We start from the raw sequence: 14,383 nt of genomic DNA on the forward strand, positions 1-14,383 counted from the left end.
CTTCCCCAGCTTAGCCGTTGACCAGTGCTTGGGTCACATTCCGGACGAGGGTGGCACGGGGGACGTCGCCAAGCGGCACGGCGTGAAGCACCATCGTAGCGCCCGGCGTGGTCGTGGATAGCCACTCACACTCCGGAAGCAGCGCGAGCACGTGTCCGAGGGTACCCGGGTAGTCATCGATTCTGAGCTCGAAGACGCCTCTGGTCCACATGGCGGTTGCAGGTCCCGGTACGAAATCGGGCAGCACGGTATAGGTTCCGGACTTATAAGACTGCACCAAGCGCTCCTCCACCGTCGCGAGATCGATGGCGCCGTGGAGCGCGCGGATATCGAACTCGCCGGCGTAGCCCTCCTCCGTGCGCACCAAGCGCGAGGACAGAATGTTCCATCCCAAGGCAGCGATAAGCGCTAGTGGGCGCACGGCCTCCCGCTGGTAGCTGCCGCGCCACAGGACGGTGAAGCTATCATCCTCCGGGTTGTGGCGCAGGCCGATGTCGCGGTCAACGGCCACCAGCGGCCGCACCGGACTCAGGGCCTCCAGCTGCGCAAAAGCGCGGGCGCTGACCGCCTCGATTCCATTCTCGAGCCTGCGGTTCCACACGCCTGGGCCGGTGGATTCGGCATCGGTGCGGGCGAGCACGACGAGGAGCGCCAGGGTCAGGTAGTCATAACGCACGGCTTCGAGAAGCTCATCGCGGGCTTCGTCGGAGAAAGGATCGGTGCGGGAGACGATGCGTGCCAGAGTCGTGTGCTCTGCCACCACGGTTTGCACGCGGGAGCGATCCGCTAGGTCGAGGCCGAGCTTGGCGGCTGCGCGCGCCACCATCTCCGCTCCCACGAGTTCGTGCGGGCGGCCGTAGCCTTTGCCGATGTCGTGGTAGAGCCCCACCAAGAGCAGCAGATCGGGCCTCGCTACGGACGTGCGGGCTTCGGCGCACCGAGCGACGGTAAGGATGGAGTGATAGTCCACGGTATGAGCGTGCGTGCGCTCCCGAGGCAGCATTCCGCGGATGTGCTCCCACTCCGGAACGACTCGCTCCCACAAGCCATGGGCGTCCATTTCCTGGATAAGGCGCGGGGTATTGAGCGGTGAGGACAACAGGCTGAAGAAGGCATCCGTTGCTCCCGCGGGCCAGCGCTGCGGCAGGTCTGGCAGCTCGCGTAGTTGTTCCCAAACGTGGGCGGGCACGCTCCTGCCCGATCGGGCCGCAGCGGCGGCGACGCGCAGGAGTAGCCACGGCTCGTCGAGGTCTGCGGTGCGGGCGAGCCTGATTTCGCCGCCCACATCCACGACACCGTTGTCGAGGGGTTTGCGTGTGCGGTTGTGGCTGCGCTTGGCCACCACTCCCCTAGCCGTCGCGAGCGCCCTCTCGACGGCCCTATCCACCGCCGCGGCGGCGGTGACGACGGCCGCTGATAATTCATAGCGGTCGGCAAAGCCCAGTTCGTGTGCGATCTCCGCGGCGAATTCTGGGTCGAGGATGTCGCGGTGGCGGCGGGCGGTGACGTGGAGGAGCGTGCGGACGTCGAGAAGCAGGGCCTGCTCCTCCTCGAGCGCTGGGGCGTCCGCGAGGTTTCCTAAGGCGAGGGCCCGGAGGAATTGGATATCGCGCAGACCGCCGCGCCCATTCTTAATATCCGGGTGGGTCATCGTGGCCAAGGTGCCGGAGCGACGCCAGCGCGCGATGGCTAGATCAACGAAGGCATCGAAATTGCTCTGCAACAGGCGGCGCCACGAGGCATAGACCTGGGCGCGGGTGGAATCCACCAGCTGCTTGTCTCCGGCAACGAAGGCCAGATCGAGTTGCGCGAAGCCGGCGGCGGGATCGGAACCGGCGATGGCGCCGAATTCGCGCGGGGTGCGCACTGCATAATCGAGCCGATACTTGGCGTCCCAGATGGGATACCAGACCTCGGAAACGACTTCCTCGGGCAGCTCCGTGCCGTCCGGGTGAAGGAGAATGAGGTCAAGATCCGAAAAAGGGGTCATCGCGCGGCGCGCGAAGGAACCGGTAGCGGCAAGCGCACACCTGGGCGGAAGCTGCAGGGACTGCGTGAGGCGCATCGCCGAGGCATAAGCGTCCTCACGCAGTTGAGCGGCCGTAGACACGTGTTACAGGGCCGCCTCGCCGCGCTCGCCGGTGCGCACGCGGATGACGTCCTCAACAGGAGTGATCCAGATCTTGCCGTCACCGATTTTGCCGGTGTAGGCGGCGTCGACGATGGTGGATACGATGTCCTCCACCTGTTCGTCAGAGGTCACCACCTCGAGCTTGACCTTGGGCACGAAATCGGTGGCGTACTCGGCGCCGCGGTAGACCTCACTGTGGCCGCGCTGCTGGCCGAATCCTTGGGTCTCGGTCACCGTCAGGCCGTGTACGTCGTGCTGTTCGAGGGCCTCGCGAATGTCCGGCAGCGTGAACGGTTTGACGATGGCAGTGATGAGCTTCATCTGTTACTCCTTAGCTCCGGCGGTGTCGACCCGCGGCTGGACGGTTGGTGCAGGATTAATCCTAGCGTCGTGGGTGTGGCGGCGGTGCGAAGCCCCATGCGCCATAGACGAACTTCCAAAGTTCGCGCTAAACCTCCTCCTCGGAGGCCTCGACGGTCTGTGCACGCTTGCGCATACGCTTGGCGTACTTCACATCAGTGACGGTCACACCGTAGATGGAACGGCCCATGTAAAAAGAGCCCACCGAACCGATGATCCACACGCCGAAACAAGCAATGAGGACACGGACCAGCGACCACAGCGAGAACCCGTTCTCGGCAAAGTCAACGACCAGTTTCGCCACGAGCAGAAGCGGGACAGCCAAACCAACCGTCGGCCCCAGCAAGTTGACGCGGGTCAAGGCATCGGGCGCTCGCCACAAAGCGATGGCCGTCGCGATAACCAGGACCGTGGCCACAACCAGCAGAACCGAAGCAATAATCTCCGCGATAGTCATGGTTTTACCTCCTGCCCTTCGAGATGATGCGGGCCATCGACAACGTCGGCAGCACGCCCGCCGCGATGCCTGCGAGCATCGCGATGTCGTAGACGATGGACGCGTGGTTAGTCATGGCCCACGCAAAGTACATGCACATCATGCCGTAGAAGACCATGTCACTCATCACGGTGCGGGTGAGCTCATCGCGGGACCGCAACGCCAACACCAACGCCGAGCACACCGATGCACCAATGAGGAACACACAGACAAAGACAACCCATTGAAAGGCGCTCATCGAGGAAAAATCAATCACTTCTTATCATCCTTTCGGGCGTCCTTACCCGGCACGACCTGCCGCAGCGGCCACACGGAATACTTCTCCACGTCGTTCGCTGCCAGCGGGGTATCGTCGGTCTTCGCGATATCGGGAGCGCGCATATGGCGGCCCAGCGTATCCAGCGGATACTCGTAGAACGTTGGGGCGAGCTCCTCCGTCGGTCCCTGGCCAGGCACGCCATAATCGATGCCCTTCACTCGTGGTGCGAGGCGCTCCTCCATGTCCGCGAGGTCCGCCATGACGCTGGCCGGGTCATCGCCCATCACGGCTTGAACCAGCACGATGCGCGGAAGGCCTTCGGCAACCGGCTCGCGCAAACCCAACGACAAGGTGCCCGGCGTTGCGGTAATGGACGAGGTGAACCAGAAGATCTCCCAGGCGCTCGTCACACGCAAGGGGTACCGAAGCACCACTGGGCGATAGTTGTTATTCGGCTTGAAGGATTCCATGGCGAGCGAAAAGCCCGCGACGAAGATCTCCTTAATGAGCCACAGAGCGTAGACAACTGCATGCACAGCACTCTTCATTTAACGGCCCTCCTGAAGGGAGTCGATATCGGGTAGGGCTACGGGGTCGTCGCCAAGCACTGCGTGTGCGTAGGCCTCCGTGTCCAACAAATCCTCCGATGCCTCCATGGTGACACTAATGACCGGCCCGGACAGGATGAACATGGTCAGCGAGCCCAAGATCAACGCCGCCGAGGGAGCCATCAGCTTCTTGCGAATCACAAGTTCATCGGGCACCTTCTCCTTGGGCAGGTCCTTGCCCCAGAAGACGCGGCGCCACACGCGCAACATGGCCAGGAACGCTGCGAAGGAGGCGATGATAATCACCGCGATAACGGTCCAGGCCCATCCCCCGCCGGTACGGGCGATTTCCGCGACGATGAGGACCTTGCCCCACATACCGGAGAAAGGCGGGAAGCCCACGACGGAGAAGGCACCGGCGGCGAAGATCCACGCGATAATCGGATCACGGCGCGCCAAGCCAGAAAGCTTGTTGAGCCTGCCCGTACCGTACGTCTCCTCGATGGCACCGGAGGCCAAGATGAGGGAGCCCACCGTGAGCATGTGGTGAATCGTGTAGAGAATGCCGGCAGCCAACGCGCGCTGCGCATCGTGGGTAGTGAAGGCCATCATCACGAGGATGAAGGGCATACCGTTGAGCATCTGGTATCCCAGCACGCGGCGGATGGAGTTTTCAGCCAAGCCGCCGAAAGCGCCAACCAGCATAGAGATGATCATGATGACGATGATGAGTGTCCCCCACCGCTGGTCCATATCAAAGAGCTGCACCCACAGGCGGTAGAGCATGTACACCGCGACCTTGGTGTGCAGGCCAGAGAACAGGCCCATGACGGCAGCCGACGTGCCCGGGTAGGTGCGTGGCAGCCACGACTGCACGGGGAATACGCCGGCCTTCGCGGCGATGGCGATAACGATGATGCCGGAGGCCACCGTCACCGGCCCGTTGCCGGCGGCAGCGCCCGTCAGCGCCGCCAAGTTGACCACGCCCGTAACCGAATAGATGTAGCCCACGCCGACCACAAGCAGTGTGGAGGCGAACAGGTTGACCAGCACGAAAGCGCGGCCTGCGGCTAGGCGCGACCACGTGCCCGACATCGTGATGAGGCCGTAGGACGGCAGCAACATGACCTCAATGAACACGAAGAAGTTGAAGAGGTCAGCGGTGAGCAGGGCGCCGCACACGCCGGTGATCAGGATAAGGGTCAGCGACGGGTAATAGCGCGACTTGGTCTCACCGCCAACGATGGCGAACCAGTTGGCGCCGAAGGCCACGATCATCGTCGTGATGAGCATGAGAGCCGAGAAGGTGTCGGCAGCAAAGGCGATACCCGCGTTGCCCACGTAATTGCCCACCGTGTGCGCCACCACGCCGTTGTTCATGGTGTAGAGCAGCAGCGCGAAGGAGGCGAAGATGCCTACGCCCGGCACGATGAGCATGATGGCATCGCGCACGCGGTGCCACGGCGCGAGCAGCGCCAGCGCCGCCGATACCAGTGGAACCGCTGGGAAGAGCGGAAGAAGAGCGCTTACAGTGTCATACATTTACTTCTCCCCCTCGTGGTCAAGTTCCTTCAAACGGTCCATCTTGTTGGCCGAACGCTGCAGAATCTCCCGGTTTTGGGTATCGCGGCCCAGCGTGGAGAAGGCGTGGTCAATGGTGTTGTCATCCACCGGCTCGACAACATCCGTGTCATCGTTGGCGCCCATCGCCGCCATGGTCAGCAGAATCGTGGAGGTGGCCATGGAGATCACCACGGCGGTCAGAACGAATGCCTGCGGCAGCGGGTCCGCCATTTGGTCCGCCGGGACCTGTGACGGGAAGGACTCGCCGCGGTAGGAGTACACGCCGGTGGCCAAGAGCATGAGGTTGGCGCCGTGGCCAAAGGCCATCATGCCCAACACAATGTGGACCAAGCCGCGCTGCTGAATGAGGTAGACAGCACTACCGATGAGCAGTGCAATAGTCAGTGCGAGGATCATGAATTCTTCTCCTCTGTAGCCGGAGTGTGGTGGGGCGAAGACGCGCGGTGGCGCGCCTCGGATTCATTGAGCAAGGCCAGTGGATCCGAGGATGGGTTGATGGATTCGGGGTACGGATCATCGACGTCCTCCATCACCACGCGCGGCGTGTTCGGCAGCGCCGAATCATCGTCGTGGACCCACGGAAGGAAGTCCCGCTCAGTGCCCGGGCGCAAGTAGCCGCCCAGGGCGTTGATGGCCATGGTGAGCATGCCCAGGACCGCCAGGTAGATACCCAAGTCAAAGATGAGCGACGTGGTCCAGTGCTGCCCCAGGGCGTGGCCGTGGATGGCAGTCAAGAAACCACCGGAGCCGTGCGAAGTCGGAATGTAGCCGATGAATCCAGCCGTCAGCGCAACGATGATGCCCACGCCGGTGAGGTGAATTGGAGTCATACGGCCGAAGACAATCTCATCGGTGCCGCGAGAGAGATACGTCAGGCCGATGGCCGCGCCCATGATGAGAGCAGCCGGGAAGCCGCCGCCGGAAGCCTGGTGCCCGCGGTAGAACACGATGAAGGACATGACCACCAGAATCGGGATGGCAATGGAAATTCCCTTGCGCAGCGGAACCGAGTTGAGCTGCGACTGACCGAACGGCGCCGGACGCGTACCGGAGGTAAACGGGAAGCGAGGCAGCGTCGACGTGACCGCGGCAATCACCACGGCGGCCATGCCAAGCACCGACAGCTCACCCAGGGTATCGAGTGCACGGAACTCCACGATGATGGTGGCCACGACGTTATCGCCGCCAGTGATGTCTGGGGCGTTATTGAGGTACCACATGGACAAGTCGGAGCGCTCGTGGCGGCCCATCAGCGCCCACACACCGAGGAATGCGGTGATACCCGCGAGCACCGCCACCACGATGGAGCCAACCTTGCGGTTGGTGTTCTGTACCGGGTGGAATTTCTCCGGCAGGTAGCGCAGGACCATCATCATGACGATGACGGACAGCGCCTCCACCGTGAACTGAGTCAAGGCAACGTCCGGTGCACCCAACAGGAACATCTGCAAGGTCACGCCGGTACCCGCAGTACCAATCATGACCGCACCCGTGAGGCGGTTGCGGGTACGAACCAAACCAAACATCGACAGCGCCACGATGCCCAGCGGCAGCAGATCCCACGGGTTGTCCAGGCCATCCACGCGCGGGTTCAAGGCCACGCCGTCGACACCCGTCGACACCAGAGTGGAGCCCGCAAGAATGATGACGAGGAGGACAATCGGCAGGATGAGCTTCGACGGGTTGTGGGTATCCGACATGCGGCCGACGAAGCGGCCGAAGGCTGCGCACACGTCCTGAATCCACTTGAGGATTTGGTTACCAGTGCGCGGCAACAGTTGGCGCTCCTCCATCGCGGTCCACAGCGGCGTGCGGAAGAACAAACCGACGACGCCAGCGATGAGCACCACGACGGAAATAAACAGCGGGACGTTGAGACCGTGCCACAGAGCAAGGTGAGAATGCCCCTCCATGCCGATGGCCGCCACGACGTCATCAAGCGGCCCATCGAGCGCGCCCATGACGAAGATGATCGGCACCGACATCACGCCGGGAAGAGCCGCGGGCAGCCACAACCGCACCGGCGCCTCGTGGACCTTCGACATATCGCGCGGGCCGTCGAAGAAAGCACCAAAGATGATCTTGGCGGAGTAGGTAAACGTGAAGAACGCACCCACGCCCGCAACGATGAGCAAGAGCACCTGTCCGGCCGATCCGATGGGCGCGTCCTCGAAAGCGGTCAGCATGCCTTCCTTCGACACGAAGCCGAAGAGCGGCGGGACCGCGGCCATGGAGGCAGCGCCGATGAGCATGGAGCCGAAGGTCCACGGCATCTTGTTCCACAGCACGCCGAGGCGGCGGATATCACGTGAACCAGCCTCATGGTCAATCACGCCAATGAGCATGAAGATGGAGGACTTAAACAGCGCGTGTGCCAGCGTGTGCACGAGCGCCGCCGCGATGGCGAAGGGGGTGCCCACACCAATCGTGGCCACGATCCATCCCAGGTGGGACACGGTGGAATAAGCAGTCAGTTTCTTCAGGTCCGTCTTCTGCACGGCGAAGACCGCAGACATTACGGCGGTGCCCATACCGGCGACGATGAGCAGCCAGTTCCACGCCGCAACGTCGTGGAAGATGGTGGAGAAACGAATCAGCAGGTAGACACCGGCCTTGACCACGGCCGCCGCGTGCAGGAAGGCCGAGACCGGCGTGGCAGCCGCCATGGCCTCCGGCAGCCAGAAGTGGAAGGGGAACTGCGCGGACTTGGTGAATGCCGAGGCTGCAATGAGAATGGCAACCCCCGTGGTCAGGCCTGGGCGCTCGGCCCATACGTCGGAGGCGAGGATGTCCTCCAGGTTCGTCGTCCCCGCAGCCGTTGCGGCAATCGCCACACCTGTCAGCAAGGTGAGGCCGCCGATGAAGGTCAGAATGAGCGTGCGCTGCGAACCGGCCTCACCGGACTTGCCGCTGCGTGCGATCAACATGAACGAAGCCAGCGATACCAGCTCCCACGCCAGGAAGAGCACGACGACGTCATTAGCCAGCACGAGCAAGAGGATCGACAGCGTAAACGCGGTCATCAGCACATAAAAGCTGACGTTGCCTTTCCCCTTGGGCAGGTAGGCAGCGGAATAGGTGAAAACCACCGCGCCGATGACGAGAGCCAACATCGCAAAGAAAACGCCCAGCGCATCGCCGCGGAAGGCGAGGTTCACATCGACGCCCGGCGCGATAACGTCACGCACCCACGTCACGGAATAGGACAGTTCTTCGCCACGGGCCAGTGCCGGAAATTCTTTAGCCAACAGTGCCGCGGCGATAATAAAAATGCCGGCTAGCGGGTAGCCGGCTGCGCGATCAGCAACCTTGACGGTTACCGGTGCTAGCGCCACTGCGACAGCTGCGAGGAGGACGACATACAAGAGTGTCACGAAAGAGTAGCCTCACGAACCGTTGTTAGGGCTGAAAACTCAGCCTCACATAGACAGGACTGTCCTAGACTACCATTGTGACCTCCCCCAAAGCACATCTTTAATGGGACGGAGACGACGAAAGCGCCTCACAATGGAGGCGCTGCGTCTCGAAAGAACTTAGGTATAGCCCAGGGATCTATAAGGTCTTACTTCTCCCCTAGCAAGGCATCGACGAATCCCTCAACCTCGAACGGCGCGAGGTCATCGGCTCCTTCGCCAAGGCCCACGAGCTTGACCGGCACACCCAGTTCTTCCTGAACCTGGAAGACAATGCCGCCCTTTGCCGTGCCATCGAGCTTGGTCAGGACAACACCGGTGATGTCGACAACGTCGCGGAAGATGCGCGCCTGCGTCAGGCCGTTCTGCCCCACCGTCGCGTCCAGGACGAGCAGGACCTCGTCGACCTCGGTCTTCTTCTCCACCACGCGCTTGACCTTTCCCAGCTGGTCCATGAGGTCAACGGAGGTGTGCAGACGCCCAGCGGTATCGATGAGAACCACGTCCACGCCCTGGTCCACACCAGCGGCGACGGCATCGAAGGCCACGGAGGCCGGGTCCGCGCCTTCCTTGCCACGCACCGTCGATGCGCCTACGCGGCGGCCCCAGGTCTCGAGCTGATCAGCTGCCGCCGCACGGAAGGTATCCGCCGCGCCGAGCAAAACGTTGTGGCCCATCGCCACGAGCACGCGCGCGAGCTTGCCCGTCGTAGTGGTCTTGCCGGTGCCGTTGACGCCAACGACCATGATGACGGCAGGCTTGCCGTCGTTCGGCATGGCCTTGATGGAGCGGTCCATCTCCGGATGGCCAACCTCGATGAGTGCCTCGCGCAGCATGGCGCGTGCTTCCGCCTCGGAGCTCACGCCGCGTTCAGCGATCTTCTCGCGCAGGGAGTCGGTGACTTTCATCGTGGACTTGGTGCCCAGATCAGCCATGATGAGGGTGTCTTCGATTTCCTCCCAGGCATCATCATCCAGATCACCAGCGGAAAGAATACCCATGAGGCCTTGGCCGATGGCGTTCTGCGAGCGGGACAGGCGCCCACGCAGCTTGCCCAAACGGCCGGCGGCCGGCGCGATGTCCTCCTGCGGCTGGGCTGCCGGGGCCTCAACGACCTCGGCATCCTCGGAAACTTCCAGCTCCTCGGGCTCAGCCTCGAGCGCCGCGCTTGCCGACGCCGCCTGCGCCCCCGCCGCCGCAGCGGCTTCCTCTGCCGCTGCATCCGTTTCTGCTTCTGTATCGGCTTCTACTTCTTCTACCTCTGCCGCTGTCTCTTCTTCGGCCTCAAACTGAGCAGAAGCCACCTCCTCAGCCGGAACCTCAGGTTCTTCCGGGGCCTCCCCTTCTACCTTCGGGGCTTCGACTACCGGCTCCGGTTCAGCAATCTCCGATTCGGTGGCCGGGACAGCTTCCTCTGTGTCCTCTTCGTCCTTCTCAACGGCAGCGGCGCCGGAAGCAGCAGTACCAGCGGCAGCAACGCCCGCAGCTCCTGCAGCGGCTAGGCCAGCGGAAGAATCTTTCTCTTCTTCTTCCTTTGCCGGCTCCTTCTGTGCAGCCGGTTCCGGCGCGCTCACCGGCTTCGCGTCTGCAACAGGTTCCGGCTTGGTTTCTGCCTTAGGTGTCGGTTCCGCCGCAGGCTTCGCTGCCTTCGGTGTCTCCTCTTCACCCTTGAGCTGAGCGTTCGCTAACTCGGTGGCATCACGCTGCTCAGACTTCTTCTCCGCTTGCGGCTGAGCTTTGGGCTCAGCCGGTGCGGGCTTCTCAGTCTTAGCCGCAGGCACGGGTTCCTTGGTAGCGCCGCCGCCGGCCGGGGCAAAATTAAAACCAGACTTGGCCTGGTAGTTGCCGGACTTCTGCTGCTGGGTCAGCTCCTTCGGCTCCTCTGCGGGCTTTTCAAAGGAGACCTTCTTCGACTCGCCGCGCTTCTTGCCCAGGACGATGAACAAGACCACCAGCAGAATCAGGACGATGACTGCTATCGCAATCCACAGAAAAGTAGTATTCATGCCCTCCATAGTGCCAGGGTTGTTCGCGCCCGGCACGATGAGGAGGGCGAAAGCCTCGGTCTGGCACCGCGCCGTTAGCGCGGAGCATCCACGCCAAGGCGCGTGGCGTCCTCCGCCGCCTGAGCCGTGCCCGGCGCCTCACCCGCACGGGTCATGCGCTGTGAAATCACGCGTGTGACACCATCACCACGCATCGTCACGCCGTAAAGGACGTTGGCCACGTCCATCGTTGGCTTCTGGTGAGTGATGACGATGAGCTGAGAATCCTTGCGCAGCTCCTCGAAGAGGGCGATGAGGCGGCGCAGGTTGACGTCGTCCAGCGCGGCCTCCACCTCATCCATGACGTAGAACGGTGAGGGGCGCGCGCGGAAAATAGCCACGAGCATCGCCAGCGCGGTCAGTGACTTCTCGCCGCCCGACAGCAGCGTCAGGCGCTTGACCTTCTTGCCCGGCGGGCGGGCCTCCACCTCGATGCCGGTGGCCAGCATGTCATCCGGCTCAGTAAGGATGAGCCGGCCCTCGCCGCCGGGGAAAAGCGTTTGAAAGACCTTGGGGAACTCCGCCTCCACGTCGTGCCAGGCATCCGTGAACAGCTGCAAGATCTGCGCGTCAACGTCCTCAATGACTCCGGCCAAATCCTTGCGCGCCTGAATCACGTCATCGAGCTGCGTGGACAGGAAGCTATAGCGCTCCTCCAGCGCCTTGTACTCCTCCAAGGCCAGCGGGTTCACCTTGCCCAAGGAGTTGAGGTCCTTCTCGGCCTGCTTCAACCGCTTGGTCTCGGCGGAACGATCGAAGCCCTCGCCCGGCGTGTAGCCCTTGAGCAGGTCGGGGATCGCAATGCCCAGCTGCTCCACGATCTTGCCCTCGGCCTCATCCACGCGCACCTGCGCCTGGCTGCGGGCAATCTCCGAGTTGTGCGCGGAATCGGTCAGGCGATCGAGCTGCTGGCGGGTTGCGGAGACCGCCTGCTTCGCCGACTGCGCACGCCCCTGCAGCACGCCGCGCTGGGTCACTAGCTCATCGCGTTCCTCAGCTGCGCGCTCAAGTGCCTGCGTAGTGCGGGCGGCTAGGTCCTGGGCATGCTTGTCGACGGCCCCCGCCAACCGCGCCTGCGCCTGCCGGCGGGCCATCGCCTGATCGTGGCGTGCCTTAGCTTGGCGCTCATGCTGGGCTTGGCGCCGCAGGGCCTCTCCCTTGCCGGCTGCCTGGCCTACCTTTTCCTCCGCGCTGCGGGCCGCCAGTTGAGCCTCTACCTCCATGGCCTTGACCTGTTCAAGGGCGGCCGAGGCTGCATCGCGTTCCACCGAGGAAGGTTCATCCGCTTGCTCATCGGCGTCCACGCGCGACAAGCGGTCACGAGCCTCCGCCAGTTCTTTGCGCAGGCGGGCCAGCTGCACCTCGATATCCGTGGCGCGGGCGGCGGCCTTTTCGTGCTCAGCCTTGTTTGCCTCGTACTGTTTGAGCAAGCGCTGGTGGTCGCGCTTCCACGCCTCGAGCTCGTGATCGTGCTCGCGCAGCGTGGCCTTAGCGCTCGCCGCGCCTACCCGGGCATCATCGGCGGCTAGCTTCGCGCCTTCCAGCGTGCCTGATAGCTCCTCCAGCTCGTGGGTGGCGGTTTCCAACTGTTGCTCGGCTTCTGTAATCTGGCCGCTCACCTCGACCGTGGAGACGGCACCAGTTCCGGCCTCGACCCAGCCTTCACCAACCAGCAAGCCCTCGGCGGTGACGGCCCGCAGGCGCGGATCTTCAGCAATGAGCTCGCGGGCCGCGGCATAGTCATCCACCAGAACGACGTCGGAGAGCAACCGTGTCACCGCCGCCGATACTTCCGGGACCAAGACCATCTGGTCGAGCAACCAGCTAGCACCGGAGGGCAAGTCCGCATCAAGGCGCCAGGCTGAACCGGTAGGTTCCGTGGAGACGTCGATCAACGGAGTGCGGCTCGCCTCAGCGAGATCACCCACGATGTCCCCACTCACCGCGCCGGCCTGCGCCTCCGCGAAGGAACCGAGTGCCGCCGCGACGGCCGTTTCATAACGCGTAGAGATGAACTCCGCGAGAGGCTTAAAACCCTCCCCCAGCTCGAGCGCTTCCGGAGCGGTCTGGCCCAGCGTATCGATCCTGGCTCGCAGGCTGTACACGGTGCGCTCGCGCTCCCGCTGGGCATCGCGCAGCTGCTCCAAGCGTTTATCGGCCGCGGCGGACTCGCTGGCCGCGCGCACGTGCGCTTCTTCCAGCGGCTCACGCTCGGCAGCCAGGTGCTCTAGTTTGTCCGCTACCTCATCGGCCTCCGCCTGCGCTCCCCTGGTGCGCGCTTTCGTGTTCGCCAGGGTTTCTTCCTGGCGCGCCAACTCAGATTCCGCGGAGCTTACCTGACCCGCCAGGTTTTCCTCGGCCGCGATGAGGCGGACCACGCCTTCGCGGCGATCCGCAATGGCGCGCAGCTGCGCCATGTGCTCCTTGTCCGCGGCCTCGAAGGCTTCCCGGCGCTCAGCCACTTCCTCCCGGATCGATTCCAAGCGCTCCGCCGCTTCTTCGGCAGCGGCCAGCAGCTCGTCGTGCTCCTCGTCGGCACGCCGGGCGCGCGCCTCCAGCTCCTCCGGATCCTGGCCGGCATAGGCCACCTGGGATCCGACGTTGCTGGCGCGCTCGGCCGCAATACGCTGCGTGGCAGAGATGCGTTCGCTCAGCGTCGATAGCTCGAACCACAACTTCTGCGCGGCCTCCGCGCGCGGAGTGACATCCCCCAACTCGGCCTCTACCTCGAGCTGAATTTCCGTGGCCTCTTCCAGCTGCGCCGTGACTACCTCGACCTGCTCGGCGAGCACCACAGCGCGTTTCTCGGCATCCTCGAACGTGGCACGCAACCTGACCACACGGTCACCGGCGAGGCGCAGGCGAGCATCGCGCAAATCCGCTTGCACAGTGGCTGCGCGTTGGGCGGCCTCCGCCTGGCGGGCCAGCGGCTTGAGCTGTTTTCCCAGCTCATCGGTCAGGTCTTGCAGGCGGTCCAGGTTGGCCTGCATGCCCGTGAGCTTGCGCTGCGCCTTTTCCTTGCGGCGGCGGTGCTTGAGCACGCCCGCAGCTTCCTCAATATAAGCGCGACGATCTTCTGGTCGGGACTCCAGGATCTCCGCCAGTTTTCCTTGGCCCACGATGATGTGCATCTCGCGGCCAATGCCGGAATCCGACAGCAGCTCTTGGATATCCATGAGGCGGGCCTTTGACCCATTGATCTCATACTCGCTCGCGCCATCCCGGTACATGCGGCGGGTGACGGAGACCTCCGAGTACTCGATGGGCAATGCGCCATCGGAGTTATCGATGGTCAGTGTGACCTCAGCGCGGCCAAGGGCCTTGCGCTCACCGGCGCCGGCAAAGATGACGTCCTGCATCTTGCCGCCGCGCAGCGTCTTGGCGCTGCCTTCACCCATGACCCACGCCAGTGCGTCGACGACGTTAGATTTACCCGAGCCATTCGGGCCCACCACGGCACAGATACCGGGCTCGAATTTCAGGTTCGTCGCGGACGCAAAAGACTTGAATCCCTTGAGCGTGAGCGATTTGAGGTGCATTCGACTTA

General features: G+C 63.4%; 10 protein-coding genes. All 10 read right to left on the reverse strand.

What is annotated here, in order from left to right; translation table 11 throughout:
- Nucleotides 1-10 precede the first annotated feature (10 nt).
- The 10 genes from HMPREF2792_RS09670 to smc all read right to left on the reverse strand — a co-directional run bounded on the left by HMPREF2792_RS09670 (nt 11) and on the right by smc (nt 14,375).
- On the reverse strand, nt 11-2,110 hold the full coding sequence (locus tag HMPREF2792_RS09670; protein ID WP_070533218.1) for a [protein-PII] uridylyltransferase: 2,100 nt from the start codon (nt 2,108-2,110) through the stop codon (nt 11-13).
- A 3-nt stretch (nt 2,111-2,113) separates the two neighbouring features.
- A complete protein-coding gene (locus HMPREF2792_RS09675) occupies nt 2,114-2,452 on the reverse strand; it encodes a P-II family nitrogen regulator (protein WP_070533220.1) in 339 nt (112 codons plus the stop codon).
- A 127-nt stretch (nt 2,453-2,579) separates the two neighbouring features.
- Entirely contained in the window at nt 2,580-2,948 is a 369-nt protein-coding gene (locus HMPREF2792_RS09680; RefSeq protein WP_070533222.1) for a Na+/H+ antiporter subunit G, read from the reverse strand.
- A 4-nt stretch (nt 2,949-2,952) separates the two neighbouring features.
- Complete coding sequence (locus HMPREF2792_RS09685) at nt 2,953-3,225, reverse strand: cation:proton antiporter (protein ID WP_029158995.1); 273 nt, start codon at nt 3,223-3,225, stop codon at nt 2,953-2,955.
- 14 nt (nt 3,226-3,239) lie between these two features.
- A complete protein-coding gene (locus tag HMPREF2792_RS09690; RefSeq protein ID WP_070533224.1) occupies nt 3,240-3,794 on the reverse strand; it encodes a monovalent cation/H+ antiporter subunit E in 555 nt (184 codons plus the stop codon).
- Nucleotides 3,795-5,336, reverse strand: coding sequence for a monovalent cation/H+ antiporter subunit D family protein (locus HMPREF2792_RS09695; RefSeq protein ID WP_070519994.1), 1,542 nt, complete (start codon nt 5,334-5,336; stop codon nt 3,795-3,797). It abuts the gene before it with no gap.
- Nucleotides 5,337-5,774: a sodium:proton antiporter gene (locus tag HMPREF2792_RS09700; protein ID WP_070519992.1), complete on the reverse strand. Its 438-nt coding sequence runs from the start codon at nt 5,772-5,774 to the stop codon at nt 5,337-5,339.
- Nucleotides 5,771-8,752, reverse strand: coding sequence for a DUF4040 family protein (locus tag HMPREF2792_RS09705; RefSeq protein WP_070533226.1), 2,982 nt, complete (start codon nt 8,750-8,752; stop codon nt 5,771-5,773). Before HMPREF2792_RS09705 ends, HMPREF2792_RS09700 begins: the two co-directional genes overlap by 4 nt.
- Nucleotides 8,753-8,940: 188 nt before the next feature.
- Nucleotides 8,941-10,797, reverse strand: coding sequence for a signal recognition particle-docking protein FtsY (ftsY, locus tag HMPREF2792_RS09710; protein ID WP_070533227.1), 1,857 nt, complete (start codon nt 10,795-10,797; stop codon nt 8,941-8,943).
- A 74-nt stretch (nt 10,798-10,871) separates the two neighbouring features.
- Nucleotides 10,872-14,375: a chromosome segregation protein SMC gene (gene smc / locus HMPREF2792_RS09715; protein ID WP_070533230.1), complete on the reverse strand. Its 3,504-nt coding sequence runs from the start codon at nt 14,373-14,375 to the stop codon at nt 10,872-10,874.
- Between the last annotated feature and the right edge of the window lie 8 nt (nt 14,376-14,383).

The sequence above is a fragment of the Corynebacterium sp. HMSC068H04 genome (genome assembly GCF_001811255.1).
GTDB lineage: Bacteria > Actinomycetota > Actinomycetes > Mycobacteriales > Mycobacteriaceae > Corynebacterium > Corynebacterium hesseae.